The 25,445-nt window shown below is 67.4% G+C and carries 20 protein-coding genes and 1 pseudogene; 6 read left to right on the top strand and 15 right to left on the bottom strand.

Annotated features, from left to right (window positions below; all coding sequences use genetic code 11):
• The first annotated feature begins 11 nt into the window (after nucleotides 1–11).
• Both AC1DHX_RS01580 and AC1DHX_RS01585 read left to right on the top strand, forming a co-directional pair.
• Nucleotides 12–617 carry a PadR family transcriptional regulator gene (locus AC1DHX_RS01580; RefSeq protein ID WP_476859577.1) on the top strand — a complete coding sequence of 202 codons (606 nt, stop codon included), beginning with the start codon at nucleotides 12–14 and terminating at the stop codon, nucleotides 615–617.
• A gap of 236 nt (nucleotides 618–853) precedes the next feature.
• Nucleotides 854–1,030 (top strand): CsbD family protein, encoded by a 177-nt coding sequence (locus AC1DHX_RS01585; RefSeq protein ID WP_223914801.1) that lies wholly within the window; start codon nucleotides 854–856, stop codon nucleotides 1,028–1,030.
• Between the two features lie 81 nt (nucleotides 1,031–1,111).
• Here AC1DHX_RS01585 and AC1DHX_RS01590 read toward each other — a convergent pair whose 3' ends face one another.
• The 7 genes from AC1DHX_RS01590 to AC1DHX_RS01620 all read right to left on the bottom strand — a co-directional run bounded on the left by AC1DHX_RS01590 (nucleotide 1,112) and on the right by AC1DHX_RS01620 (nucleotide 12,837).
• Nucleotides 1,112–2,050 (bottom strand): 5'-3' exonuclease, encoded by a 939-nt coding sequence (locus AC1DHX_RS01590; RefSeq protein ID WP_476859578.1) that lies wholly within the window; start codon nucleotides 2,048–2,050, stop codon nucleotides 1,112–1,114.
• Nucleotides 2,051–2,222: 172 nt separating this feature from the next.
• Nucleotides 2,223–3,731, bottom strand: a complete 1,509-nt coding sequence (locus AC1DHX_RS01595) for a CYTH and CHAD domain-containing protein (protein ID WP_476859579.1) — start codon at nucleotides 3,729–3,731, stop codon at nucleotides 2,223–2,225.
• Nucleotides 3,732–3,980: 249 nt separating this feature from the next.
• Entirely contained in the window at nucleotides 3,981–6,785 is a 2,805-nt protein-coding gene (locus AC1DHX_RS01600) for an RCC1 domain-containing protein (RefSeq protein ID WP_476863699.1), read from the bottom strand.
• Nucleotides 6,786–7,084: 299 nt separating this feature from the next.
• The gene (locus AC1DHX_RS01605; protein ID WP_476859680.1) at nucleotides 7,085–8,836 is read right to left on the bottom strand and encodes an acetyl/propionyl/methylcrotonyl-CoA carboxylase subunit alpha; all 1,752 of its coding nucleotides are present in this window, start codon (nucleotides 8,834–8,836) and stop codon (nucleotides 7,085–7,087) included.
• Nucleotides 8,836–10,569 (bottom strand): 5-oxoprolinase subunit B/C family protein, encoded by a 1,734-nt coding sequence (locus tag AC1DHX_RS01610; RefSeq protein WP_476859691.1) that lies wholly within the window; start codon nucleotides 10,567–10,569, stop codon nucleotides 8,836–8,838. The genes AC1DHX_RS01605 and AC1DHX_RS01610 overlap by 1 nt, the downstream gene beginning before the upstream one ends.
• Before the next feature lie 74 nt (nucleotides 10,570–10,643).
• Nucleotides 10,644–11,984 (bottom strand): MFS transporter, encoded by a 1,341-nt coding sequence (locus AC1DHX_RS01615; RefSeq protein WP_476859679.1) that lies wholly within the window; start codon nucleotides 11,982–11,984, stop codon nucleotides 10,644–10,646.
• Between the two features lie 94 nt (nucleotides 11,985–12,078).
• Nucleotides 12,079–12,837, bottom strand: coding sequence for a LamB/YcsF family protein (locus tag AC1DHX_RS01620; RefSeq protein WP_223914816.1), 759 nt, complete (start codon nucleotides 12,835–12,837; stop codon nucleotides 12,079–12,081).
• A gap of 106 nt (nucleotides 12,838–12,943) precedes the next feature.
• Between AC1DHX_RS01620 and AC1DHX_RS01625 the strand changes: the two genes are divergently transcribed.
• The 4 genes and pseudogenes from AC1DHX_RS01625 to AC1DHX_RS01640 all read left to right on the top strand — a co-directional run bounded on the left by AC1DHX_RS01625 (nucleotide 12,944) and on the right by AC1DHX_RS01640 (nucleotide 14,627).
• Nucleotides 12,944–13,636, top strand: coding sequence for a GntR family transcriptional regulator (locus AC1DHX_RS01625; RefSeq protein WP_459383518.1), 693 nt, complete (start codon nucleotides 12,944–12,946; stop codon nucleotides 13,634–13,636).
• 54 nt (nucleotides 13,637–13,690) lie between these two features.
• Nucleotides 13,691–13,972, top strand: coding sequence for a LacI family DNA-binding transcriptional regulator (locus AC1DHX_RS01630; protein WP_476859678.1), 282 nt, complete (start codon nucleotides 13,691–13,693; stop codon nucleotides 13,970–13,972).
• A pseudogene (locus AC1DHX_RS01635) lies at nucleotides 13,969–14,069 on the top strand (ribokinase); the annotation flags it as partial. The gene AC1DHX_RS01630 and the pseudogene AC1DHX_RS01635, both read left to right, overlap by 4 nt.
• A gap of 66 nt (nucleotides 14,070–14,135) precedes the next feature.
• A complete protein-coding gene (locus AC1DHX_RS01640) occupies nucleotides 14,136–14,627 on the top strand; it encodes a PfkB family carbohydrate kinase (protein WP_476863702.1) in 492 nt (163 codons plus the stop codon).
• Nucleotides 14,628–14,923: 296 nt separating this feature from the next.
• Here the strand turns inward: AC1DHX_RS01640 and mmsB are convergent, their stop codons facing one another.
• From mmsB to AC1DHX_RS01680, 8 genes are all read right to left on the bottom strand, one after another.
• The gene (gene mmsB / locus AC1DHX_RS01645) at nucleotides 14,924–16,213 is read right to left on the bottom strand and encodes a multiple monosaccharide ABC transporter permease (RefSeq protein ID WP_476859676.1); all 1,290 of its coding nucleotides are present in this window, start codon (nucleotides 16,211–16,213) and stop codon (nucleotides 14,924–14,926) included.
• 5 nt (nucleotides 16,214–16,218) lie between these two features.
• Entirely contained in the window at nucleotides 16,219–17,748 is a 1,530-nt protein-coding gene (mmsA, locus tag AC1DHX_RS01650) for a multiple monosaccharide ABC transporter ATP-binding protein (RefSeq protein ID WP_476859675.1), read from the bottom strand.
• Nucleotides 17,749–17,856: 108 nt separating this feature from the next.
• On the bottom strand, nucleotides 17,857–18,981 hold the full coding sequence (chvE, locus tag AC1DHX_RS01655) for a multiple monosaccharide ABC transporter substrate-binding protein (RefSeq protein WP_476859674.1): 1,125 nt from the start codon (nucleotides 18,979–18,981) through the stop codon (nucleotides 17,857–17,859).
• 244 nt (nucleotides 18,982–19,225) lie between these two features.
• Nucleotides 19,226–20,128, bottom strand: coding sequence for an aldose 1-epimerase family protein (locus AC1DHX_RS01660; RefSeq protein WP_476859673.1), 903 nt, complete (start codon nucleotides 20,126–20,128; stop codon nucleotides 19,226–19,228).
• A complete protein-coding gene (gene araA / locus AC1DHX_RS01665) occupies nucleotides 20,125–21,645 on the bottom strand; it encodes an L-arabinose isomerase (protein ID WP_476859672.1) in 1,521 nt (506 codons plus the stop codon). The genes AC1DHX_RS01660 and araA overlap by 4 nt, the downstream gene beginning before the upstream one ends.
• A gap of 83 nt (nucleotides 21,646–21,728) precedes the next feature.
• Nucleotides 21,729–22,409: an L-ribulose-5-phosphate 4-epimerase gene (locus AC1DHX_RS01670; RefSeq protein WP_476859671.1), complete on the bottom strand. Its 681-nt coding sequence runs from the start codon at nucleotides 22,407–22,409 to the stop codon at nucleotides 21,729–21,731.
• Complete coding sequence (araB, locus tag AC1DHX_RS01675; RefSeq protein ID WP_476859670.1) at nucleotides 22,406–24,169, bottom strand: ribulokinase; 1,764 nt, start codon at nucleotides 24,167–24,169, stop codon at nucleotides 22,406–22,408. The genes AC1DHX_RS01670 and araB overlap by 4 nt, the downstream gene beginning before the upstream one ends.
• 109 nt (nucleotides 24,170–24,278) lie before the next feature.
• Complete coding sequence (locus AC1DHX_RS01680) at nucleotides 24,279–25,301, bottom strand: LacI family DNA-binding transcriptional regulator (protein WP_476851778.1); 1,023 nt, start codon at nucleotides 25,299–25,301, stop codon at nucleotides 24,279–24,281.
• Nucleotides 25,302–25,445 lie beyond the last annotated feature (144 nt).

Raw genomic sequence — 25,445 nt, forward strand, 5'->3', positions numbered from 1 at the left:
TCGATGCCGCTATGAAAGGCATGCATGACGACAAATTCACGGAGGGCGGACCCGCCCAGGCACGCTTCGGGCGCGGCAGGAGCCGCCGCGGACCCCACGGACACGGTGGTTTCGGCCCGGGCCGCGGGTTTGGACCGGGCTTCGGACCGGGCTTCGGACCAGGTTTTGGCCCCGGCGGGTCGCGGCGGGCCAGCAGGGGCGATGTTCGTTCGGCGATTCTGTCCCTCTTGGCCGAATCACCGTCCAACGGCTACGGGCTGATCAAGACCATTGCGGAAAAAACCTCGGGCGCCTGGCGTCCGAGCCCGGGCTCCGTCTACCCGACGCTCCAGCAGCTCGTTGATGAAGAGCTCATTGCGCCCGTAGGTGATGGCCGGCGCACCGAGTTCACCCTCACCGATGCGGGCAAGGCCTACGTGGCCGATCACGCCGAGGAGCTGGGGAACGCCTGGAACACCGACCCGGAGGGATCCGGGCCGGCGTTTCACCAAAGCGTCGGAAAACTCATGGGAGTCATCCACCAATTCCGCTTCTCGGCAACCGAGGAACAACGCAATGCCGCAATGACGGTAATCGATGACACCCGCCGCGCGCTCTACCGCATTCTTGCCGACTAACACCGCCGCTTCTGCCGGCGCACTGCCACCGCTGCCAATGGTCCCTGCCAGAATACTCCGGCTGCCGGCATTTGTATTCTGGAACCGTGATCGCCTGACCTGGATTGTTGTCCCGGAGCCGGGAATGGCCCGGACCGCACCAAATGGCCCCCGCTTTCCACGGTTCCGTCCCTACAATTAAGTGTGGCCTCCATGGCATTCACGTCGCGGGGGCGACATAAATAAGGAGGTTCATCATGGGCCTGAGTGACAAGATCCACAATGCCGCCGAGAAACTCCACGGCAAAGGCAAAGAGGCGGCCGGCAAAGCCACCGGCGACGACAAGATGAAGGCCGAGGGCAAGAGCCATCAGGTCAAAGCAGACCTGAAGCAGGCCGGCGAAAAGGTCAAGGACGCTTTCAAGAAACACTGAAAACAGGCCCGCCGGAGGGCGGAGGTGCGGCCCGGATCGCGCCTTCGCCCCGGCATTTGCCCACACGCCCCAGGGACTTCCCTAGCGACGCAGGTCGAATGCCTCAAGGAGCCGGCTGACCGAACCGCCGAGGTTCCATTCTGTGGCGAGACGCTCAAGCTCGGCCCGCGAACCGCCGGAGACAGGGTGCAACTGCGCGCCTGCCTCCTCAAGCGTCGGCAGTTCCAGGTCTCGCACGATCTTCACGACGGTGGGCGCGACCGTGAGGTAGTCCGCCGCCGCGGCGAGTTTGGACCGCACTGCGGTGGACAGCCCACTCGCTGCGTCCGCGGCAGCCGCGAGCAGCCCGTCGAGCGTGCCGTACTCGCCGAGCAGCGACGCGGCGGTCTTCTCCCCGATGCCGGCGACGCCTGGCAGCCCGTCGGAGGTGTCGCCGCGCAGGGTCGCGTAGTCGGCATACTGCACGGGCAGCACACGGTACTTGCCGACGACGTCGGCGTCGGTCAGGACTTCGAGGTTCTTCATGCCGCGCGCGGTGTAGACCACCCGCACCTGACGGGCGTCGTCGACGATCTGGAAGAGGTCGCGGTCGCCCGTCACCACGTCGACCGGAAGATCGGCGTGGCTGGCGTAGGTGCCGATGACGTCGTCGGCCTCGTGGTCGGCAGCCCCGACGACGGCGATGCCGGCGAGCTCGAGCACGCGGCGGATCATCGGAATCTGCGCCTCGAGCGCTTCCGGCACCACCTCCACATCGGGGGCGCATGCCACCTCCTCGGCGACCCGATGCGCCTTGTAGCTCGGGATGAGGTCTACCCGCCACTGCGGGCGCCAATCGTCGTCCCAGCACGCGACGAGATGCGTCGCACCGTAGTCGGTGGTGAGCCGTGCGATCATGTCGAGCAGCCCGCGAACAGCGTTTACCGGGGTGCCGTCGGCGCGGCGGATCGTGTCGGGCACGCCGTAGAACGCGCGAAAGTACAGCGACGCGGTGTCGAGGAGCATCAGGCGGTCGGTCATGACTGATCCTGACACGGATGCGCCCGCTGGCGGTGGAACGTCACGGTCCATCTTCGGAGGGCACAAAGTAATGCTGGCGTCGCTGAGGTCCCCCAGGCACTGGGCATGAACGAACACGGCCGCGAGGTCCTCAGCTTCATCGACGGCGATGCAGCACTCGACGCGTCCAGGATCAGGGTCGCAGCCGCAAGCGGCGAAGCTTCTTCCCTGCCTTGCGGGCTTTGTTCTCCGTCTTCCGGGCAATGCGTTCTTCCATCTCCAGCAAACCCTCGAAGCCGAGGTCGGTATCGGCGGGCCGGTCCGGGGTGGCCGCGAGTCTGCGCAGGAGGGCGGTCGCCATGACGCTGTCCTGATGGTCGCCGAGCACTGTCTGGAGCCGTCCGGCCGCTTTGGTGAGTTTGGCGGCGCGCTTGCCGTGGATCTCCAAGACCGACTCACCCGCGTGGCGGAGGCGCTTGGCGTCTTTTCGGACCTCATGCAGCGCTGTGTCGCGCGCGGCCGTGTCGGCCGAGCCTTTGACGGCCTTCCGGGCACGCTCCACCCGCTTTGCGGCCTTGTTGACCAGCTTGGCCGTCACCTTGCGCGCGGGCCGGAAGGCGCGTGGCTTGGCAGGCGGGTGGTCCCGGAAGTCCTCCAGGGAGCCCAGGAGACGGAAGTAGCGGCCGGTCCGGAGGGTCTCCAGGACGTTTCTGTAGCCTGCGTCGTGGGCTGCGACCAGCTCCTGATCGATCATCTGGGCCAAGAGGCCGGACCTCTGTTCTTCCGGGAGCTCCAGGATGTGCTGGCGAAGCCGCTCCAGCATGACTTCGGCATCGCGGGCCGGACCCAGGATCTGGCCCAGCCACTTCAGTTCAGCCTGGAGTGCTCGCACCGCTGAGCGCTTGAAGAGTTTGCGGTAGGTGGCCAGGGCGGAGCGCGCCCGGCGGGTCGCGGACCGCATCTTGTGGACGGAATCCGGTGTGCCCATCCGCACACCCGGATCATTGGCGATGAAGTCGCCAATCCGCGCGTCTAAATAGGCGGTCACGACGTCGACCGCCGGTCCCTTCTTCCGGGGCTTTGGAGTCCGGGGACTGAACTCGGCCGGCCAGGCATCGCCCAGGGCACGGGCGATCTTGGAAGGATAAGCGGAGTGGCTGGCTCCGGTAGACGTCAGAGTTGCGGCGGCAGCCTCAAAGAGCCCCGCTGTACCGTGGACGAGTTCGAGCTCCCATTCACGCCAGTCGACGGCCGGCCCCGGCGGCCGCAGGGCCTCGGCGTGAACGTGGTCGTCGGCGAAGTCGGCCAAATGCTCACCGCCCGGCCCGTAAAGCCGGTAGGTGGTGCGCCGCGTACTCAGCCGGGCGACGGGCACGAGTTCGTCGCCCCGAATGAGGACCTGCAGATGGTCGGACAGTTCTTCCGGAACGGTCTCCGGCTGCCCGAGCGGCGCATGGATCTCCTCCCGCTGGTCCGCCCCGGCGGGAAGCTTGAGGTGCCAGCCCTCGTCCGCCCCGCCCGTGCGGCGCCGCAGGGTAATGCGCCGTGCCGCGAGGACCAGGGCCGGAGTATCGAAGTACACAGCCTCTAGCTGATCCGTCACAGGCTCCGCGACGTGGTCCACACCCTCGATTTCCTGCAGATCCGGCAGCGCCGCAGAGGTCCCGGCGTCGTACTTTTGTTCCGTTTCAAGTTTTCCCATGGTGTCCATGGCGGTCAGGACTCCCCGCGGGACGCGCGTTCCCGCGGCAGTGAACTGATGGTCCTGTTGATGACTGCCATGGCGGGCCTCCCCTATCGGCACCGCTGGAACATGGACGTGATCTCCGGCGGGCGTGTCCGGCCGGTGCCTTGGCCCGGTGCGCCTAGCCCGATTCTAGGCTCTGCGCGAATCGGCGACCAGACCGCCTATGGCGTGCCGGCCGTTGACAACGTCCGTCGCGGGCTTCACCTAGGGCCAGAGGCTCGTGACACCAGCGAGACCGGGGACCTCGACGGGGGTGCTCGTGCCGGAAGTGGTGCCGTTGCCGAGCTGCCCATGGGGGCCGGCACCCCAGGCCCGGACGGATTTGTCGCTCATCAAAGCGAATATTGCGCGTCCGTTGACCGTGATGGATGTGACGCCCGTAAGTCCTTTGACCTGGACGGGGGCACCGGTGTAGCTGGTGGTGCCGTCACCGAGCTCGCCGAGCCTATTGTTGCCCCAGGCGCGAACGGTGCCGTCGCGCAGCAGCGCGTAGGCGGCGGACTCTCCTGCCGCGATGGAGGTGGCCCCAATAATGCCCTTGACCGGGATAGGCGTGCTGGCGTCGTCGGTGGTGCCGTTGCCGAGCTGGCCGTACCCGCCGCTGCCCCAGACGCGGACCGTTCCGTCCTTCAGCAGTGCGTAGGCGGTGCCTTTGCCCGTCGCGATGGAGGCCACGCCGGCGAGGCCGGCGACCTGGACCGGCACTGTGCTGTCGGTCATCGTGCCAGTGCCGAGCTCACCGGAAGTGCCGCTCCCCCAGGCGCGGACGGTACCGTCGCCCAGCACCGCATAGACCACCACATACTCTGACAGGCTGACCTTCAACGACGTCACCCCGCTGAGACCCTTGGCCTGGACGGGGATGCTGCGGCGGTCCGTCGTGCCGTCGCCGAGCTGGCCGAATTGATTGCCGCCCCACGCGCGGACGGTTCCGTCCAACAGCCGCGCGTAGGCGGTGCCGTTGCTCGCCGTGATGGAGCTGACGCCGGCCAGGCCCTGAACCGGGACGGGCGTGCTGCTGTCGGTCGTTGTGCCGTTGCCGAGCTGGCCCCTGGAGTTCTCTCCCCACGCCAGGACGGTCCCGTCCGCCAGCAGCGCATAGGCAGTGCCGCCGTCCGCCATGACCGACACGGCTCCCGTGATGCCCCGGACCCGGACCGGAACACTCGAGTCGTAGATGGCCATGCCGCTGCCGAGCTGGCCGTACGAGTTGCTGCCCCACGCCCAGACTGTGCCGTCAGCCAGGAGTGCATATTTGGTAGCGGCGCCCTGTGCGGCCATGGCCACACCCGACAACCCCGAAATGCCCACAGGCAAGCTGCTAAACGGCGCTGTGCCACTGACGCCGAGCTGCCGGTCGTAGTTGTCGCCCCAGGCATGGACAGTCCCGTCCGCGAGCAGAGTGAAGACCGAGAACGCAGTGGCGGTGATGGAGGTGGCGCCGGAGATCGTCTTGACCGGGCCGGGGATGTTGCGGTCGGCGTGGGTGCCGTTGCCGAGCTGGCCGACTCGGTTACCGCCCCAGGCGCGGATTGTCCCGTCGTTTAGCAGCGCGTATGCGGTGCCGATGGCGGCAGTGACGGCGCTAACGCCGGTGAGCCCGTCGACCTGGACTGGCACGTTGCTGTCGCCGGTGGTGCCGTTGCCGAGCTGGCCGTACCAGTTGCCGCCCCAGGCACGGACCGTCCCGTCCAACAGCCGCGCGTAGGCAGTGCCTCCTCCGGCCGTAATGGAAGCGACCGCGTTGAGTCCTTTGACTTGGACGGGAACGTTGCTGTTGCCGGTGGTGCCGTTGCCGAGCTGGCCGCTCGAGCCATAGCCCCAGGCACGGACGGTCCCGTCTTTCAGCAGCGCGTAGGTGACTCCACCGTCAGCCGTGAGCGTCGTGACGCCGGTGAGGCCCTGGACCTGGACCGGAGTGCGGCCGTCGTCTGCGCCGCCGCCGTTGCCGAGCTGGCCCCCGTTGTCGAACCCCCAGGCGCGAACGGTTCCGTCGTTCAGCAGCGCGTAGGCCGTGGACGACCCGACAGCGATGGACCTTACACCGGTGAGCCCTTTGACCTGGACGGGCACGTAGCTGTTGACGGTGGTGCCGTTGCCGAGCTGGCCGCCCCAGTTGTAGCCCCACGACCGTACCGTCCCGTCCTTTAGCAGCGCGTAGGCGGCGCCAGAGCCTGCGGTGAGGGCGGTAACGCCGGTGAGGCCCTTGACCTGGACGGGACTGCTGCTCGCGTAGACCGAGCCATTGCCGAGCTCGCCACTCGTGTTGGAACCCCAGGATCGAACGGTCCCGTCCTTCAGAAGCGCATAGGCCGTGGACCAGTCGGCGGCCATGGACGTTACGCCGGTGAGGCCGCTGACCTGGACAGGCGTTGTGCTGCTGCTGGTGGTGCCGTTGCCGAGCTGGCCGTACTCGTTCGAGCCCCACGCACGCAGGGTCCCGTCGGACAGCAGCGCGTAACTCGTACCCCCGGCCCCTGCAAGGGCTCTGACTCCCCTCAGCCCGCTCACGGCAGCCGGGGTGGAACGGTAGGGCGTGGTGCCGTTGCCGAGCTGGCTGAAGCGGTTGTCGCCCCAGGTGAGAGCCAAGTTTCTGGATGCCCCGGGCAGGTAGTAGCCGGAGACGTCGGCAATGAGATGGGTGGTGCCGTAGGAGCGGTTGAACAAGGTGACCTTGCCGTCGGCGCCGACGGGTACGGTGACGGAGTTCGCGACTGTCTGGCCGGCGAGGAAGTTCACGTTGGACGAACCGGGCCGCTGTGTCCCGGAGGCGTAGGCGGTGATAAACCCGATCAACCGTGGCTCGGTGACGGTGAGGTTGAAGGTCACGGCGGAAACCTTCGCCGGAATCCCGTGGGCCCCGCCGGCCTGAAAGGACACGGTCCCGTCCGGGCGCACTGCAGCAGAAGTCCGCGTGTCCAGTGCCCGGAAGGGCGTGACCGGGACCAAAGCACCCGGCACGGTCGGCTTCGCGTACGTCTCGGCCACCGCGACAGGGGACGTCAGCACGTCGTTTGCCTTCGCCGCTGGCGCGGCCACCACTGATGCTGCAAGCAAGACACCCAACGCGGCAGCCAGACAAGCGGTCCGCCGCCGAAATTGCGCACTCAAAGTAGCCATGATTCCCCCAAAACATGGCCCCGGGACAGCAGACCTCGGATACTTCTGGCGAAGCTACCACATAAGCGCGCCCCGTCAAGGTCTACTCCCCGGCCCGGCCGCCGCCACTTCGGCGTCGACCGGTCCGCGGGACGATCAGCGCGCCGGCGACGTGCCTGGTGTCGTCGGCGGCATTCCTCCCGAGGCGGCTACCCGATCAGCGCGAGCACCGCGCCGGCCGTGACAACCCCGCCCGCTTTGGTGCGGACGTCGGTGACGGTGCCGTCCCGGTGCGCGGAGACCTGGGTTTCCATCTTCATGGCCTCAAGGACCACCACCGGGTCCCCGGCCGAGACTTCGGCTCCCGGCTCGACGAGCCATTTCACGACTGTCCCTGCCATGTCCGCGCGCAGCTCCCCAGGGTCGCCAGCGGCGGCGGCACCGCCGTCGGACGCTACCGACACCCCGGCGGGCGCGGAGCTGCCCGAGCGGGCCCAGGCGTCCAGCAGATCGGCCGGAAGGCCGACGGCGAGGCGCCTGCCGTCCACGTCGACAGTGATGGTGCGGCGTTCGCCGTCGGGCGCGGTGGTGCTGTAGTCCGGATCGGCAGGGATGCTGTCCGCGAAGTCGGTTTCGATCCATCGGGTGTGGATGCCGAGGCCGTCCTCGGAGGTGAAGTCCGGGGATTCCAGCACGGCCCGGTGGAAGGGCAGCACGGTGGCGACCCCGGTGATCCGCATTTCGGCGAGGGCCCGGCGGGCACGGCGCAGGGCCTGCTGGCGGTCCGCGCCGGTGACGATCAGCTTCGCGAGCAGGGAATCGAACTGCGGCGCGACGAAGGACCCGGAGCGGACGCCGGTGTCGAGGCGGATGCCCGGGCCGGTGGGACCGGCGAATTCGCCGATGGTGCCGGGCGAGGGCAGGAAGCCGCGGCCCACGTCCTCTGCGTTAAGCCGGAATTCGAAGGCGTGTCCGCGCGGTGCCGGGTCTTCGGCCAGGCGCAGCGGCTCGCCCGCGGCGATCCTGAACTGTTCCTGGACGAGGTCGATCCCCGTGGTTTCCTCGGTGATGGGGTGCTCCACCTGGAGCCGGGTGTTGACCTCCAGGAAGGCCACGGTGCCGTCCGCCGCGACGAGGAATTCCACCGTGCCGGCGCCGGAGTAGCCCGCTTCCCGGCAGACGGCCTTGGCGGCGTCGTAGATCAGCGTGGTCTGCTCGTCGGTCAGGAACGGCGCGGGGGCCTCTTCGAGGAGCTTCTGGTGCCGGCGCTGCAGGGAGCAGTCGCGGGTTCCGACGACCACGACGTTGCCGTGCGCGTCCGCCAGGACCTGCGCCTCGACGTGGCGCGGACGGTCCAGGTAGCGCTCCACGAAGCACTCGCCCCGCCCGAAGGCGGCAACGGCTTCCCGGACGGCGGAGTCGAAGGCTTCCTCGACCTCGTCGATGACCCGGACCACCTTCATGCCGCGGCCACCGCCGCCGAAGGCGGCCTTGATGGCGATCGGCAGGCCATGCTCTTCGGCGAAGGCGCGGGCCTCGGCCGCCGTGTCGACGGGACCGTCGCTGCCGGCCACCAGGGGTGCGCCGGCCCGGACGGCCGCGTCGCGGGCCGTGATCTTGTTGCCGAGCAGCCGGATCGCGTCCGGCGTCGGACCGATCCAGGTCAGCCCGGCGTCGAGGACGGCCTGGGCAAAGTCGGCGTTCTCGGAGAGGAAGCCGTAGCCGGGGTGGACGGCGTCCGCACCGGACTGGGCCGCCACGGCGAGGAGCTTGGGGATGTTCAGGTACGTGTCCGCGGGCGAGTTGCCGTCCAGGCTGAAGGCCTCATCCGCGGCCGAGACGTGCAGGGCGTCGGCGTCGATGTCGGCGTAGACAGCGACGGACGCCAGCTGCGCGTCGTCGCAGGCCCGGGCTATGCGGACCGCGATTTCTCCACGGTTGGCGATCAGGACCTTGCGCATCAGTTACTCGCTTCTTCTGTGGTGGTGGCGGATTCGGTGGGGTGTTCGATGGTGGCGGATTCGGCCCAGCGGAAGCGGATCCTGCCGCCGATCGGGACCTGGGCGGCGAGGTCCAGCTGGGAGTCGACCACCACTGCGATCACCGGGTAGCCGCCGGTGATCGGATGGTCGGCCAGGAAGAGCACGGGCAGGCCCTCCGGCGGGACCTGCAGGGCGCCGGCGACGGTGCCTTCGCTGGGCAGTTCGCCCTGGCGGCTGCGCTGCAGCGGCGTACCGTCCAGCCGCATGCCGACGCGGTTGGACTGCGGCAGCACGGCCCAGTCCTGGGCGGTGAAGGAATCCAGTGCCGCCTGATCGAACCAGTCGGCGCGGGGGCCGGGGACGACGTCGAGGACGGTCACCCCGGTGCCCGGGTAGTCCGGCTGCAGTTCGGGATTTCCGACGACGCCGGTCTCGGCTTCTCCGCCGGCGCCCAGTTGCTGCCCGGCGGCCAGGGGCGCAGGACCGATCCCGGACATGGTGTCCGTGGAGCGGCTGCCCAGTACCGGGGCGGCATCCACCCCGCCGCGGACCGCGAGGTAGCTGCGGAAGCCGCTGTGCGGCGCACCGATGCTGAGCGTTTCGCCGTCGAGCAGCGCGAAGGCAGTGGCCACCGGCACGGTGCGCTGCCACGTATCGCCGGCGTCGTCCGGTGCGGACGCGATGCTCAGTTCCGCCGGCGCCCCGGCGACGGCGAGGACCTGGTCCCCCATGGCCTGGACCTTGAGTCCGCCCGCGACGGTCTCGATGCCGGCTGCGCCGGGGGCGTTGCCGACGAGGCGGTTGGCCCGGCGCAGTGAGGCCCGGTCCAGCGCGCCGGCGGCGGAGACGCCCAGGCCGGAGTGGCCGTCCCGGCCGAGGTCCTGGATCAGGCTCTGAAGGCCCGGTGAAACGATCCGGATCCCGGCCGTGACGTCCTGCCCGGCAACCGGTTCCGGCGCGGTGCCCTCGGCCGCAGGCGCCGCGGCCGGCTCGACAGCTGGCTCGGTGGCTGGCTCGGCCGCGAGGGCGAGTGCATCCCGGACCGGACGGAACTGCACCCGGTGGCCGGGGGCGGCCAGGGCGGGCGGCTCCCGGTCCAGGTCCCACATCTTGGCGTTGGTGCGCCCGATCAGCTGCCAGCCGCCCGGGGAACGGCGCGGGTACACGGCCGAGTAGTTGCCGGCCAGCGCCACGGAGCCCGCGGGAACTGCGGTGCGGGGCGAGCTGCGGCGCGGCACTTCCAGCTGCTGGTTCTCCCCGATCATGTATCCGAATCCGGGGGCGAAGCCGGCGAAGGCCACGGTCCAGACCTGCCCGGAGTGGGCGGCGATCACGCCGTCGGTTCCCAGGCCGGTGAGCCGTCCGACTTCGGCGAGGTCCTCGCCGTCGTACACGGTGTCAATGACCACCAGCTCGCCGTCGCGTTGCACGGGTGCGGTGAGGTCTAGCTGCATCAGGCGGGTGGCGATGCGCCGGGCCGAGGCCGGGGATTCGGCCTTGACCAGGACGGTCTCGGCCGCGGCCAGGATGTCCTGCTGGCCCGGCAGCGGTTTCTCGAGGAGCAGCGCCTGGAGGGCGAGCACGTCCTGGGTGCCGGAGAGCTCTGCGAGGACCGCGCGCGTCCCCACGGCCCGCACGGAGCGGACCTTGTGAACTGCGGTTTCGCCTGCTGCGGCGGCTTGTACCTTCAGGGGTTCCCCTGCTGTCTCAATCACGAGTTGCCTCAATCATTGTGCCGGTGAAATCATGCCGGCGGACAGGATCCGCCGAAGAAGATCCGCGCCGCTCAGGCGCGGGCTTCCTGCAGGAGCCGCTCCTCCTCGTCGGTATGCGGGTTGCGCCCGATGGCCAGCCCGATCACGGTCACGATGGAGGCGACCGCGAGGTAGCCGGCGATCAGGAACCAGTTGCCGCTGACAGCGAAGAGGGCAGTGAAGACCAGCGGTGCGATAGCGCCGCCGACCACGCCGGCCAGGGTGTAAGCCAGCGAACTGCCGGCGTAGCGCAGCCGCGCCGGGAACTGTTCGGTGATGTAAGCCGCCTGCGGGCCATACATGAAGGCGTGGAAGGCCAGCCCGATCACGATTCCGATGGTCAGCGTGAGGACCGACTTGTCCTGAATCATGAGGAAGAACAGCGGAATGTAGACGGCGGTTCCGACGGCGGCGATGCCGTATACGAGTCGGCGGTTGACGCGGTCCGTGAGGGCGCCCGCCGCCGGGATCAGGAACAGTTGGAAGGCTGAGCCGATCAGGATGGCGGTCAGTACGTTGCTGGTGCTCATGCCCAGTTCCTTGGTGGCGTACACGGCCATAAAGACGGTGAGCAGGGAGTACAGCACGTCCGGGCTGATGCGGGACAGGGCGGCCGAGACGAGGGCGCGCGGCTCCTTGGTGAAGACCTCCTTGATGGGGGCCTTGGGCTGTTCGCCGTGGGCCTGGATGGCCTTGAAGACGGGAGTTTCCTCGAGCTTCAGCCGGATCAGCAGGCCGAAGCCCACCAACACCGCCGAGGCGAGGAAGGCCACGCGCCAGCCCCAGGAGAGGAACTCTTCGTTGCTGAGCGTCGCGGCGAGCACGGCCAGAACGCCGTTGGCCATCAGGTTGCCGGCGGGCGGGCCAATCTGCGCGGCGGAAGACCAGAAGCCGCGCCGCTTCGCGTCGCCGAATTCGCTCGAGAGCAGCACGGCCCCGCCCCACTCGCCGCCGACGCCGATGCCCTGCGCCAGGCGCAGCAACACGAGGATGATGGGTGCGGCTATACCGATGGTGGCGTAGCCCGGGAGCGCGCCGATCACCACCGTAGCGATGCCGATCAGCAGCAGGGTGGTCACGAGGACCTGCTTGCGGCCGATCTTGTCACCGAGCCGGCCGAAGATCACGCCGCCGATGGGACGGGCGAGGTAGCCAACCGCAAAGGTCGAGAAGGACAGCAGCAGCCCGACGTATTCGTCGTTACCCGGGAAGAAGACCTTGGGGAACACGAGGGCCGAGGCCACGGAGTAGATCGCGAAGTCGTAGTACTCCAGCGAAGTGCCGGTGAGGCTCGCGACATAGGCCTTGAGGGCACCAGGCGGGATCCTCCTCTTGCCGGCGGCCGGGGTGGCCTGATGCGGTGCTGCAGTCATGGTTTTCCTCCAGGTGTGCGGGGTGCTGCCTGTTGCTTGGGTTTAGGTGCGGGTGGTCCCGGCAGAACCGGGGTGTGAAGCGTGAAGCTGCGGCCTAGACGAAGGCGGCGGTGGTGATGTCTGCGGCGTTGAGCGCTTCGCGGACGGCAGCGGCCATGGCGACGGCCCCCGGGGAGTCACCGTGCACGCAGATGCTTTCGGCGCGGATTTTCAGGATGGAGCCGTCGATGGTGCGGATGGCGGAATCGGTGGCCATCCGGAGGACATGCTCAGTGACGAGAGCGGGGTCCTCCAGCACGGCTCCGGGAAGCGTACGGGACACGAGGGTGCCGTCCGGGTTGTAGGCCCGGTCCGCGAAGGCTTCGGTCACCGCGCGGAGGCCGGCGGCCTCGGCCAGGCGCAGCACTTCCGAGCCCGGCAGGCCCAGGATGGGCAGGTTCGGGTCAACGGATTTCACGGCGTCGACGACGGCCTTCGCCTGGCCGGTGTGCGAGACGATCGCGTTGTAGAGGCCGCCGTGCGGCTTGACGTACTTGACCGTGCCGCCCTCGACGGCAGCCAGCGCCTGCAGCGCACCGATCTGGTAGACGACGTCGTCGGCCAGTTCGATCGGGTCGATGTCCAGGAAGCGGCGGCCGAAGCCGGCGAGATCGCGGTAGCCGACGTGGGCGCCGATCACGACGCCGGCGGCAACCGCCTCGCGGCAGGTCCGGCGGATGACGCTGGGGTCGCCCGCATGGAATCCGCACGCCACGTTGGCGCTGGAGACCGAGCGGAACATCGCCGAGTCGTCGCCCAGGGTCCAGCGGCCGAAGGACTCGCCAACGTCGCTGTTCAGGTCAATGGTTGCCATTTGTGATCCTCGTCTCATGATAGCCCCCTACTAGGATGCATCAATTTCTCGGATTGTTCAACAATCCGACGATTCAACATTGGGACAATCGTGTAGATTCGGCACTATGACCACTCCCGATGCAGCTGCCGGCTCCGCCCTTGGCGCAGCTGCGGCGCGGCTGCGCGTGGCCGTCCCGTCCGTGGCGGACCGGGTGGCGGCCGAGCTGCGCCTGCAACTGGCGGAGGGCCTGCTCCTGCCGGGAGCCCGGCTCACGGAGTCGACCATCGCCGAAGACCTGGGCGTCTCCCGCAACACGGTCCGCGAGGCCTTCGCCGAACTGGCGGCCGAGCGCCTGGTGGTCCGGCACCCCAACCGCGGCGTCTTCGTGGCCAGACTCGAGGCCGGCGACATCCACGACGTCTACACCGTGCGCCGCGCCATTGAAGTCAGTGCGATCCGCGGCGGCGGGAGCCCGGAGCGCGTGGCCGCGGTCCGCGCTGCCGTTGAAGAGGGCAAAGCCGCCGCCGCCGCCAATGACGAGGAGGGCCTGGGCAGCGCCAACCAGCATTTCCATGGCGCGATCGTGGCCCTGGCGGGCAGCCGGCGGCTGGACACGATCATGTCCCAGGTGCTGGCCGAGATGCGCCTGTTCTTCCACAAGGCCACCGTGGACGCGCACTTCTACCGGGGCTACCTGCCGGACAACGAGGAAATCTGCACCGCCCTGGAAGCCGGAGACCTGGACCGCGCCGGCGCGCTGCTGCTGGCCTATTTGAACCGGTCCGAGGAGCGCCAGGCCGCCGTCCACGGCGAGTGAACGATTCCATGGAATCGATTCCATGATTCGTTTTGAGCGCGGGAGGCGTCAGCAGTGACGGGACCATCCATCACCATCAAGGACGTGGCGGCACTGGCCGGCGTCTCCCCCGCCACGGCGTCCGGGGTGCTCTCCGGAAACCCGGCGACCTCCGCCGAGTCCCGCCAGAGGGTGGCCGCCGCCGTCACCCAGCTGGACTTCCACCCCAACGCCCAGGCGCGCGCGCTCCGTTCCACCGGGACCAACGTCATCGTGACGGCAGCGCCCCTCAATTCCGCCCCTATGTACTGCGGCTTCGGGCACCGTCCCGCACCACCGAAGGAGCAGGTCCAATGAGCACGGTTTTTGTGGTCGGAAGCCTCAATATCGACCAGAACATCCGTGTCAGCGCCCTGCCCCGGGCGGGCGAAACCGTCCGGGGCTCGGACGCAACGTACAGCCCCGGGGGCAAGGGCGGCAACCAGGCTGTCGCAGCCGCCCGGGCCGGCGCCGCAGTGAAATCCCGACGGCGCTGGTCCGGCAGGCCGCGCGGACCGCGAAGAATCGCGGGGCATTCGTCATCCTCAACGCCGCGCCGGCCCCCCGGCAGATCGAGGCGCTGCTCGACGACGTCGACCTCCTGGTGGTGAACGAACAGGAAATCCAGGTTCTCGCGGCCCTCACCGGCCTGGCCGGAATCCAAGGAAACCACCGGGACCTGGTCGTGTCGCTCCCGCCCGTCCTAGGGCCCGCCATCGTGTGCACCGCAGGCGCGGAAGGATCCTTCACCGTCGTCGACGGCAGTCCCGTGCACGTGCCGGCAACGAAAGTGGACGCCAGGGACACCACCGGAGCCGGCGACACGTTCGTGGGCTACCTCGCCGCATCCCTCGCCGGCAGCGACCGCGAGATGCCTGCGGCAATGCTCCACGCCACCCATGCCTCCGCTGTCGCCGTGACGCGCCCCGGCGCTATGGAATCGATTCCATGGCGCGATGAAGTACCGGCGTAGCCGCCAAACCCCGCAACACCCCGCCTGAACGTCCCGCACTAAGTCCCACACGAAGGAGACCCATGAAAATCGCACTCGGCAACGACCACGCCGGCTGAACACCCGCGAAACCTGGGGCGCCAAGGAAAAGGCTGAAGTGGACGCCATCATCGCCGGCGAGCCGGCCGCCGCCGCGGAGGACCAGACGGCGCCATCGGCTGCCCGGTAGCCGCACAGCAAAGACCCGCAATAAACGTCCGACCGGGGCCGGCCTCTTGGAGGCCGGCCCCGGTCGCAGCAGTCTGAAGTATCCCGTGCTACTTTCCGGCCGCTACCGGGACCGGATGCTCTGCCGCCGGCTTCCCGGCGTCGACATCAGCCGCGGGCGGGGTTTTCAGTTTGAGACGCTCGATGATCGAGATCCCACCGCCCTTGCCGCTGCGGTTCTTGTTGAAGATGTCGAAGCCGACGGCGAGGAGCAGTACCAGGCCCTTGATGAGCTGCTGGTAGTCGGTGCCGAGGCCCAGGATCGACATGCCGTTGTTGAGGACACCCATAATGAGACCGCCGATCATTGCCCCTGCCACGGTTCCGATGCCGCCTGTGACTGCGGCGCCGCCGATGAACGCCGCTGCGATGGCGTCCAGTTCGAAGCCCGTGCCGCCGGCCGGCTGGGCGGAGTTGAGCCGGGCCGTGAACACGAGGCCGGCCAGTGCGGCAAGGACGCCCGTGTTCACGAACAGCCGGAAGGTGACGACCTTGGTTTTGATGCCGGACAGCTCAGCCGCGTGCAGGTTGCCGCCGAGTGCGTAGGTGTGCCGGCCGAAGACGCTGTTGTTCATCAGGGCCGTGTAGACGATCACCAGGACCGCCAGCACGATCAGGACGATTGGGGTTCCCCGGTAGCTGGCGAGCAGGAAGGTGATGGTCAGCATGAGCAGGGCAATGAACGCGGTCTTGGTGGCGAACCAGGCCATCGGCTCGTTCTCGAGTTCGAACTTCTTGCGGATCCGGCGTTCCTTGACCGCCTGGATCACCAGCGCCAGGGTGGCGCCGACGCCAAGGATGACCGTCAGCCACTCCAGCACCGACGTGCCGCCGGAAATGTCCGGCAGGAAGCCGCCGCCCAGCGCCCGCAGTTCGCCGGGGAACGGCGTGATCTGCTGGTTTTTGAGAACGATCAGTGTCAGGCCGCGGAAAATCAGCATCCCGGCGAGGGTGACGATGAAGGCGGGAATGCCGACGTACGCGATCCAGTAGCCCTGCCAGGCACCCACCAGCGCGCCGATCAGCAGGCAGGCCGGAATAGCAAGCCACCACTCCCAGCCCCAGTGCACGATCATGACACCGGCACAGGCGCCGATGAAGCCGGCGACCGAACCGACGGACAGGTCGATGTGGCCGGCGATGATCACCATCACCATGCCGATGGCCAGGATCAGGATATAGCTGTTCTGGACCACCAGGTTGGTGACGTTCTGCGGCTCCAGCAGGATCCCGTCCGTCAGGATCTGGAACAGCAGGACGATCAGGATCAGGGCGACAAAGATGCCAACCTGGCGGAGGCGGCTTGTCAGGAAGCCCAGGGATTCTCGGAGGGCGGACATGTTCGCTATTCCTTCTCTTTGGTCATGTAGTGCATGAGGGTTTCCTGTGATGCTTCGGCGATCGGGACCTCGCCGGTGATGTGCCCGGCAGACAGGGTGTAAATCCTGTCGCAGATGCCCAGCAGTTCGGGAAGTTCGGAGGAGATCACAATGACCGCCTTTCCTTCCGCGGCCAGCTTCGCGATGATCGTGTAGATCTCAAACTTCGCTCCGACGTCGATGCCGCGGGTGGGTTCGTCGAGGATCAGCACGTCCGGATCGGAGTACATCCACTTGCTCAGCACCACTTTCTGCTGGTTGCCGCCGGACAACTTGCCCGTGACGGCGGCAACCGAGGGGGCCTTGATATTCATGCTCTTCCGGTAGTCGTTGGCCACCACGGTTTCCTGGTTCTTGTCCACCCAGCCGCCCTTGACCAGCTTGCGCAGCGCCGCCATGGATACGTTCCGCTTGATGTCCTCGATGAGGTTCAAACCGTAGAGCTTGCGGTCCTCAGTGGCGTAGGCGATGCCGTGCTTGATGGCGTCGGAGACGGTGGAAGTGTTGATTTCCGTGCCGTGTTTGAACACCTTCCCCGAGGTGGCGGTGCCGTAGCTCCGTCCAAAGACGCTCATGGCCAGCTCCGTCCTGCCGGCACCCATCAGTCCGGCCAGCCCCACCACTTCCCCCTTGCGGACGTTGAGGCTGGCGTTGTTGACCACCACCCGGCTGTAGTCCTGCGGGTGCCTGACGGACCAGTCCTCGATCCGCAGGACTTCCTCGCCAATCCGTGGTTCCCGGTCCGGATACAGGCTTTCCAGGTCCCGGCCCACCATTCCGCGGATAATGCGTTCCTGGGTGATCTCGCCGTCGCCCGGGCGGAGGGTCTCGATCGTCTTGCCGTCGCGGATGATGGTGACGGCGTCCGCAACCTTGCGGATTTCGTTGAGCTTGTGGCTGATGATGATGCTGGTGACACCCTGGCCCTTGAGGTGCAGGATCAAGTCCAGCAGGTGGCTCGAGTCCTCGTCGTTGAGGGCCGCCGTCGGTTCATCGAGGATAAGGAGCTTGACCTCCTTCGAGAGTGCCTTGGCGATTTCCACGAGCTGCTGCTTGCCCACGCTGATGTGCTGGACGGGGGTGACCGGGTTTTCGCTCAGGCCCACCCGGGCCAGGAGTTTTGCGGCCTCCAGGTTGGTCTTGCGCCAGTTCACCCAGCCGCGGTTGGCCTGTTCATTGCCGAGGTAGATGTTCTCGGCGATGGACAGGTAAGGGCTCAGTGCCAGCTCCTGGTGGATGATCACGATTCCGCGCTTCTCGCTGTCGCTGATGCTGGAGAAGTTGCAGGGTTCGTTTTCGAAGAGGATGTCGCCGTCGAAGGAGCTGTGCGGGTAGACGCCGGACAGGACCTTCATCAGGGTGGATTTCCCTGCGCCGTTTTCACCGCAGATGGCGTGGACTTCGCCGCGGTTCACCTGCAGGGTGACGTCCTGGAGGGCCTTCACGCCCGGGAAGGTCTTGGTGATTCCTCGCATTTGAAGAATGGGTGTGTTCATCGCCAATTCTCACTGACTGGTAGTACCTGAGACGTCCTGCGGCTGCAGGGGTCTACGGGAAAGGGTGGCGGCCCGGACTCGACGGCGGCCCGCCACCCTTCGACGTGGCTACTTGACGTCGGCCGCGGTGTAGTAACCGGAGTCGATGAGTTCCTTCTTGTAGTTCTCATTCGTGATGATGACGGACTTGAGCAGGTACGCAGGGACGACCTTGACCTTGTTGTTGTAGGTCTTGGTGTCGTTGACCTCGGGTTCCTGACCCTTCAGGAGGCCGTCAACCATCTTCACAGCCTGGGCTCCCAGCTGGCGGGTGTCCTTGAAGATCGTGGAGTACTGTTCGCCGGCGGTGATGGACTTCACCGAACCCTTTTCGGCGTCCTGGCCGGTGACGATCGGCAGGCTTCCCTTGGCGTAGCCGCCGGTGCTCGTCAGGGCCGAGATGATGCCGATGGAGAGGCCGTCATACGGGGAGAGGACGCCATTGAGCTTGGTGCCGGAACTGTAGGCGGCCGTGAGGATGTCCTCCATGCGCTTCTGGGCCACGGGGGCCTGCCAGCGCAGGATGGCAGCCTGCTCAAACTTGGTCTGGCCGCTGGGCACCTTCAGGGTTCCGGCGTCCAGGTACGGCTTGAGGGTGTCCATGGCGCCGGTCCAGAAGAAGTTGGCGTTGTTGTCATCCGGGCTGCCGGCGAAGAGCTCCACATTGAACGGGCCCTTGCCTTCGACCTTCTTGCCGCTGGCGTCAACAAGGCCCAGGCCGGTCAGCAACGAAGTGGCCTGCTGGACGCCCACCGTGTAGTTGTCGAAGGTGGTGTAGAAGTCGACGTTCGGCGTGCCGTTGATGAGCCGGTCGTACGCGATGACCTTGACGTTCTGCTCCTTCGCCTTGGCGAGGACATCGGTCAGCGTGGTGCCGTCGATGGCTGCGACGATGAGGGCTTTGGCACCCTTGGTAAGCATGTTCTCGATCTGGGACACCTGGGTGGGGATGTCATCATTGGCGTACTGCAGGTCGGCTTTGTAGCCGAGCTTCGTCAAGGATTCCGAGACGTTCTTGCCGTCGGCGATCCACCGCTCCGAGGTCTGCGTCGGCATCGAGATCCCGACGAGGGAACCGGCGGCGTCGGCGCTGGCGGCCGGGGCGGCCGTGCCGGCCCGGCTGCCGCAGCCTGTGGCCCCTACGGTCACAGCGAGGACAACCGCGACGGCGCCCAGGAGTTTCCTGATCTTCACAATTTTCTCCTTCCGCGGACCCATAGTCCGCGAAGTTGCTCCTGATCGCAGTCCTGCACGTCATCGTGCCCCTGCGGGGCGGTAACAGCGGGAGGATTGCGGAGGTCTGAATGGAACGGGGATTCAGCCGTCAAGGGATCTGCGGCTGATTGTTATCGCTAACAATATGGTCAAAGATAGCTTCTTGAAACATGTGAGTCAACGCACATTCGGCGCCAGTCTCCTTCTTACCGCCGCCGGACCCTCATGCGGCGAAGATGCGCCAGGCCACGCGGTGCGAGTCTCCGGGTTCGAGCCGCACGAGGTCCGTGCCGGTGTTGAAGGCATCCGGCGGACACGTCATGGGTTCCACGGCGAGTCCGAGTCGGCCGGGCAGCGGCGGTTCCGCATCCCCGGTGTAGAGCTGCAGCCAGGCGCAGCTGCGGTCCCAGGCCATGCCGACGCCGGTCCCGCCCGGGTCCCGGACCACGACGTGAGCCTGCCCGTCGCCGTCGAACACCATGTCGGTGAAGGCATGGTCGATCTTGGTAGATCCGATGACGCGGGCCGCGCGGAAGTCATATCCGTGTCCTTCAACGGACCGGGTGGCGACCGGGAGCAGCCGGTCCGGCGTGACCTCAAGGAACGTCCGCGCCGGCACCTCCAGGCTCCATTGGTCCAGCGGCGCCGGCCCGGCCAGCAGATACGGGTGGGGACAGACCCCGTAGGGCGCGGACCGCTGCCCCACATTGGCTGCCGTGACGGCAGTGTGCAGGCCCCCGCCGGCCAGCCGGTAGCTGGCGGTGATCGACAACGCGAAGGGGTAGCCCGGCGTCGGCCCGATGGTGCAGGAGAGCTCCACGGCGGAATCCGTCCGGGACTCCAGCCTCCACTCCAGCTCCGGGGTGAAGCCGTGCAGGGCGCATTGCCGGTCGGGTTCGTTGACCGGGAGCTCGTAGTCCGCACCGCCAAAGGTGTACGTCCCGTCGGGAATCCGGTTCGGCCAGGGTGCCACGATGACGCCGCGGAAGTCCGGGTTGGGCCCGCCTGCCGGAAACGGGACGATCAGGTCCCGCCCGCGGAACTGCAGCGTCCGCACCGCGGCACCGCGGGCGGCGACGACGGCGGTGTACTCCCCGTGCCGGAGCCCGTATTCGTCCCCTGTCACAGACCGCCGGCCAGCTTGTAGTAGGCGGCGTTCCAGGCGAGTTCCTTCTTGAAGCCCCTGATGGTGGTGCCGTCGTCAATGGTCAACAGCTCGGTTTGGGCGATCTCGGCGAAGTCCTCGAAGACGTCCATGCCGACGGCGGTGGAAAGCACAGTGTGGTGGGCGGCTCCGGCGGTCAGCCAGGCAGCAGCGGAGGTGGCAAAGTCAGGCTTGGGCGACCAGAGGGCACGGGCCACCGGCAGGTTGGGCAGCGGCTGCTCAAGGTCCACGACGTCGACGGCGTTGGCCACGAGGCGGAAGCGGTCGCGCATGTCGGACAGCGCCACCACGACGCCGGGGCCGGCATCGGTGTCGAAGACCAGGCGGACGGGATCTTCCTTGCCGCCGATGCCCAGCGGGTGGATTTCCACGCGCGGCTTCGCGGCAGTCAGGGACGGGCAGACCTCCAGCATGTGCGCGCCCAGGATTTTCTCCTGGCCCGGGACGAGGTGGTAGGTGTAGTCCTCCATGAGCGAGGCGCCGCCGGGGAGCCCGGCGCCCATGACTTTGGCTGCCCGGACCAGGATGGCAGTCTTCCAGTCGCCCTCGGCGCCGAAGCCGTAACCGTCGGCCATGAGGCGCTGCACGGCCATGCCCGGCAGCTGGCGCAGTGCGCCGAGGTCTTCGAAGGACGTGGTGAAGGCGGCCGAGCCGTTGGTCTCCAGGAAGCTGCGGAGCCCAAGCTCGATCCGGGCGCTGTAGCGCAGCGACTCGTGGCGTGGGCCGCCGGCACGGAGCTCGGGGGCCACCTCGTAGAGCTGCTCGTATTCGGCGACGAGGGAGTCGACGTCGGATTCTGCCGCGCCGTGCACGGCGTCGGCGAGTTCATTGACGGACCAAGTGTTGACCGAGACGCCGAAGCGCAACTCGGCCTCGGTCTTGTCCCCTTCGGTGACGGCGACATTGCGCATGTTGTCGCCGAAACGGGTCAGCTTGAGGGTCCGGACGGCCGCCCAACCCGCCGAGGCGCGCTGCCAGGATCCGACCTGGCGGGACACCTCGGGGTTGGACACGTGGCCGACGACGGTTTTGCGCGGGATGCCGAGACGGGACTGGATGTAGCCGAACTCGCGGTCGCCGTGCGCGGCCTGGTTCAGGTTCATGAAGTCGAAGTCGATGTCCGCCCACGGCAGTTCGACGTTGGCCTGGGTGTGCAAGTGCAGGAGCGGCTTCCGGAGCAGGTCCAGGCCCTGGATCCACATCTTGGCCGGGGAGAAGGTGTGCATCCACGCGGTCACGCCGATCACGGCGTCGTCCGAGTTGGCATCCAGGGCGGTGCGGCGGATGGCGTCCGAGTCCGTGAGCACGGGCTTCCAGACGATTTTCACTGGGACGTCGGCGGAGGCGTTCAGCGCGTCAGCGATGTCTTGGGACTGGGCGGCGACCTGCTTGAGGACGTCCTCGCCGTAGAGGTGCTGGCTGCCGGTGAGGAACCAGACCTCGAACTGCTCAAGGGACGTGTTGTTGGCGTTGGACATGTTTTCTCCTGCGGATGGTGGGGGGCGACGACGGCTTCGCGGCCTGGCGGCCTGGTTTTGGGCCTGGCGGCCTGGTTTTGGGCCTAGCGGCCGTAGACGTTCTGGTAGCGGGCGTAAAGCGAGTCGATCTGGGCCGGGTCGATCGGCAGGGGTTCGCCGAGTTGCCGGGAAATATGGACGGTCCGTGCCACTTCCTCGCACATGACGGCGGCTTTGACCGCCGAGCGGGCATCCTTGCCCACGGTGAAGGGCCCGTGGTTCTGCATCAGCACGGCCGGCGAGCTGGATTGGGCCAGGGTGTCCACGATGCCGCGGCCGATCGAGTCGTCCCCGATCAGCGCGAACGGGCCCACCGGGATCGTCCCGCCAAACTCGTCACCCATCATGGTCAGCACGCAGGGGATCTCCTCTCCCCGCGCAGCCCAGGCCGTGGCGTAGGTCGAATGCGTGTGCACCACTCCCCCGACCTCCGGCATGTGCCGGTAAACGTAGGCGTGCGCCGCGGTGTCCGAAGACGGTGACAGCGCGGGGTTGCTCCAGTCGCCCTCCGCGGGCGTGCCGTAGAGGTCCGTGACAACCATGCTCTCGGGCGTGAGGTCCGCGTAGGAGACTCCGGACGGCTTGATGACCATCAGGTCATGGCCGGGGACGCGGGCGGAGACGTTGCCGGCCGTCCACACCACCAGTTCGTAGCGCGTGAGTTCGGCGTGCAGTTCGCAGACCTCGCGACGGACCTCCGCGATGCTTTCCAGCAGGTTGCTCATGCGGACACTTCCTCTGCGACCGAGCCGGCGGGGACGGCGTTCTGCTGCGGAGCGCCCGCAGCGGCGGCAAACGAGGGCCTGGCCGCACGCTGGATCGCCTTGAGGCGGTGCATCACGCTGTTGCTGCCGCGGCCGAAGTAGTCGTGCAGCGTGCGGTACTCCTGGAAGAGATTTTCGTAGGCGGCAACATTTTCCGGAATGGGAATATAGATGCTGCCGGGCTCAGATCCCATGGCAGCCGCAGCGGCACGGATATCCGCGTATTCACCTGCGGCCACGGCGGCGTGGATGGCCGACCCCAGGGCGGGCCCCTGGGCCGAGCCGATGGTGGAGAGCGGCAAGCCGGTGATATCCGCGTAGATCTGCATGAGCAGCTTGTTCTTCAGCAGGCCGCCGGCCACGATGAATTCCCTGACCGGCACCCCGGAGTCGCGGAAGGCGTCCACGATGGTGCGCGTGCCGAAGGCCGTGGCTTCCAACAAGGCCCGGTAGGTGTCTTCGGGCCTGGTGGCGAGGGTCTGGCCCACCACGACTCCGGAGAGTTCGTGGTCCACCAGCACGGAACGGTTGCCGGAGTGCCAGTCCAGGGCAATGAGGCCGTGTTCGCCGATGGCTTGGCGCGAGGCCAGTTCCGTGAGGTATTCGTGGATGCCCAGGCCTGCCGCCTCCGCTGCCTGGTGGTACTCGGGCGGGACGCCGTTGTTCGTGAACCAGCCGAAGATGTCCCCCACACCGCTTTGGCCAGCTTCGTAGCCCCACAGTCCGTCGACGATTCCGCCGTCCACCACGCCGCACATGCCCGGGACTTCCCGCAGTTCGGCACCGTTCATCACGTGGCAGGTGGAGGTTCCCATGATGGCCACCAGCTGCCCGGGCTCAACTGCCTTCGCTGCGGGCGCCGTGACGTGGGCGTCCACGTTGCCCACTGCGACGGCGATGCCTTCCGGCAGTCCGGTCCAGGCGGCGGCCTCGGCCGTCAGATAGCCGGCCGCATCGCCGAGCCGGCCGATGGTGTGCGCCAGCTTGGCGCTGACAAAATCCTTGAAGTCCGGGTTCAGGGCGGACAGGAATTCCTTGGACGGGTAGCGGCCGTCCTGGTAGATCCCTTTGTAGCCGGCCGTGCAGGCGTTGCGGACGTAGTTGCCGCACAGCTGCCAGACGATCCAGTCAGCCGCTTCCACCCAGCGGTCCATCGCGGCGTAGCTTTCCGGGTCCTCCTCAAGCAACTGCAGGCCCTTGGCGAACTCCCATTCGGAGGAGATGAGTCCGCCGTAGCGCGGCAGCCAGTTTTCGCCGAGTTCCGAGGCCAGGGCGTTGATGCGGTCCGCCTGCGGCTGGGCGGCATGGTGGCGCCACAGCTTCACGTAGGCGTGCGGGCGGTTGGCGAATCCGGGAAGCTCGTTCAGCGGTGTGCCGTCGCCCTTGACGGGGACCATGGTGCAGGCCGTGAAGTCGGTGGCGATGCCCACCACGGCGGCTGGGTCGATCCCGGCGTCGGCGACGGCCGCGGGCACAGCCCGGCGGAGCACGTCGCGGTAGTCGTTGGGCACCTGCAGGGCCCATTCGCCCGGAAGCCGGATGCCGGCGACGCCAGCCGTGTCCTTCGGAAGCTCGCCGGTGACCACGGCATGCGGGTATTCAAATACCCCGCTGCCCAGTTCCTTGCCGTCCCGGACCCGGACGACGACGGCCCGCCCGGAAAGCGTGCCGTAGTCCACGCCTATGACAAAGTTTTCGGTTCCGTCCACTGAGAAGTCCATCAAATCCTCCAATAGGTTCCGCAACATTGCGAACCCCCTTATTGTTAGCGCTAACAAACTTGCTGTCAAGAAGCCTGGCACGTATTGCCGGAACGGAGGGCTTCGGCCCTTAGGAGAGGCGGGGGCGGGGTGCGGTGCTGGCGCGTACCACGAGAGCAGGTTTGACCACCAGGGCGCCGCTGGCGGCATCGCCCTCGACCTGGGCGCGTATCAGGTCCATGCAGCGCTTTCCGAGTTCCTCGAAGTCCTGTCGCACGGTGGTCAGCGGCGGCATGAAGTAGGCGGATTCGGGCTGGTCGTCAAAGCCAACCACGGAGACGTCTTCCGGAACCCGGATGCCCTTCTCGCCGAACGCCCGCAGCAGTCCGAGCGCCATCTGGTCGTTGCTGACGAACACCGCGGTGGCGCTGCGCTGTTCTGCCAGCTGCTGCCCGATCCGGTACCCGCTGTCCGCACTCCAGTCCCCCTCGACCAGAAGTTCGTCGGAGAGGCCGGCTTCCGCCAACTCCTCGCGCCACCCGTCAACCCGGGCTTTGCCGTCCACCCAGTCGAGCGGTCCGGAGACATGGCCGATCCGCTCGTGGCCAAGGCTGATCAGATGGGCGACGGCCAGCCGCGCACCGAGCTTCTGGTCGACCATCGCGCCACTCAACCGCCCTTCTCCGGCTCCGCCGACGACGATTACCGGGAGATCCAGGTTCAGGTCCTCGAGCACCTGAAGTGTCCCGTCGTGCGGCACGATCACAATCAATCCGTCCGCGCCCTGGTCCGTCAGGTGCCGCACCGCATCGCAAATGGCGTTCGCCGCGGCCCCCTTGATCGCGGCAATGCTCACGAAATAGCCTGCTTCCCTGGCGGCTTGCTGGACCCCAAGCAGGGTATTCGCCGGGCCGTATTGCCCGAGCTCGGAGGCGAGGACACCGATAGTCTGGGTGCGCCGGGTCACCAGGCTCCGGGCGGCCGTGTTGCGCCGGTAGCCGAGTTCGGCAATCGCCGCCTCGACCCGGGACTTTGTTCCCGCGCTGACATTCGGGTGGTTGTTGATCACCCGTGAGACGGTCTGGTGGGAAACCTTGGCCAGCGCTGCGACGTCTTCGAGCCGCGGCTGCCGCCGGTCATTGTTGTTCCCCATGCGAGGCCCCTTTCGCTCCGATGCCGTCCATCGGCCTGAATCAAAGTGTGAAATCGAACGATAGGAGGGCACGGGGCGCCCGCTGGTCGCCCGCCCCCCGGCTCCTGTTAGCGCTAACGATAGTCCATAGGGCCCCTGGTGTGA

The organism is Arthrobacter sp. 05N33_2 (assembly GCF_056397425.1).

Excerpts from the sequence above, each read along its gene's own strand:
- AC1DHX_RS01580 (WP_476859577.1), top strand. The coding sequence starts at position 12 with ATGAAAGGCATGCATGACGACAAATTCACGGAGGGCGGACCCGCCCAG.
- AC1DHX_RS01590 (WP_476859578.1), bottom strand. The coding sequence starts at position 2,050 with ATGACCGACCGCCTGATGCTCCTCGACACCGCGTCGCTGTACTTTCGC.
- AC1DHX_RS01625 (WP_459383518.1), top strand. The coding sequence starts at position 12,944 with ATGACCACTCCCGATGCAGCTGCCGGCTCCGCCCTTGGCGCAGCTGCG.
- AC1DHX_RS01585 (WP_223914801.1), top strand. The coding sequence starts at position 854 with ATGGGCCTGAGTGACAAGATCCACAATGCCGCCGAGAAACTCCACGGC.
- AC1DHX_RS01670 (WP_476859671.1), bottom strand. The coding sequence starts at position 22,409 with ATGAGCAACCTGCTGGAAAGCATCGCGGAGGTCCGTCGCGAGGTCTGC.
- AC1DHX_RS01680 (WP_476851778.1), bottom strand. The coding sequence starts at position 25,301 with ATGGGGAACAACAATGACCGGCGGCAGCCGCGGCTCGAAGACGTCGCA.
- mmsB (WP_476859676.1), bottom strand. The coding sequence starts at position 16,213 with ATGTCCGCCCTCCGAGAATCCCTGGGCTTCCTGACAAGCCGCCTCCGC.
- araB (WP_476859670.1), bottom strand. The coding sequence starts at position 24,169 with ATGGACTTCTCAGTGGACGGAACCGAAAACTTTGTCATAGGCGTGGAC.
- AC1DHX_RS01620 (WP_223914816.1), bottom strand. The coding sequence starts at position 12,837 with ATGGCAACCATTGACCTGAACAGCGACGTTGGCGAGTCCTTCGGCCGC.
- araA (WP_476859672.1), bottom strand. The coding sequence starts at position 21,645 with ATGTCCAACGCCAACAACACGTCCCTTGAGCAGTTCGAGGTCTGGTTC.
- AC1DHX_RS01615 (WP_476859679.1), bottom strand. The coding sequence starts at position 11,984 with ATGACTGCAGCACCGCATCAGGCCACCCCGGCCGCCGGCAAGAGGAGG.
- AC1DHX_RS01595 (WP_476859579.1), bottom strand. The coding sequence starts at position 3,731 with ATGGGAAAACTTGAAACGGAACAAAAGTACGACGCCGGGACCTCTGCG.
- AC1DHX_RS01605 (WP_476859680.1), bottom strand. The coding sequence starts at position 8,836 with ATGCGCAAGGTCCTGATCGCCAACCGTGGAGAAATCGCGGTCCGCATA.
- mmsA (WP_476859675.1), bottom strand. The coding sequence starts at position 17,748 with ATGAACACACCCATTCTTCAAATGCGAGGAATCACCAAGACCTTCCCG.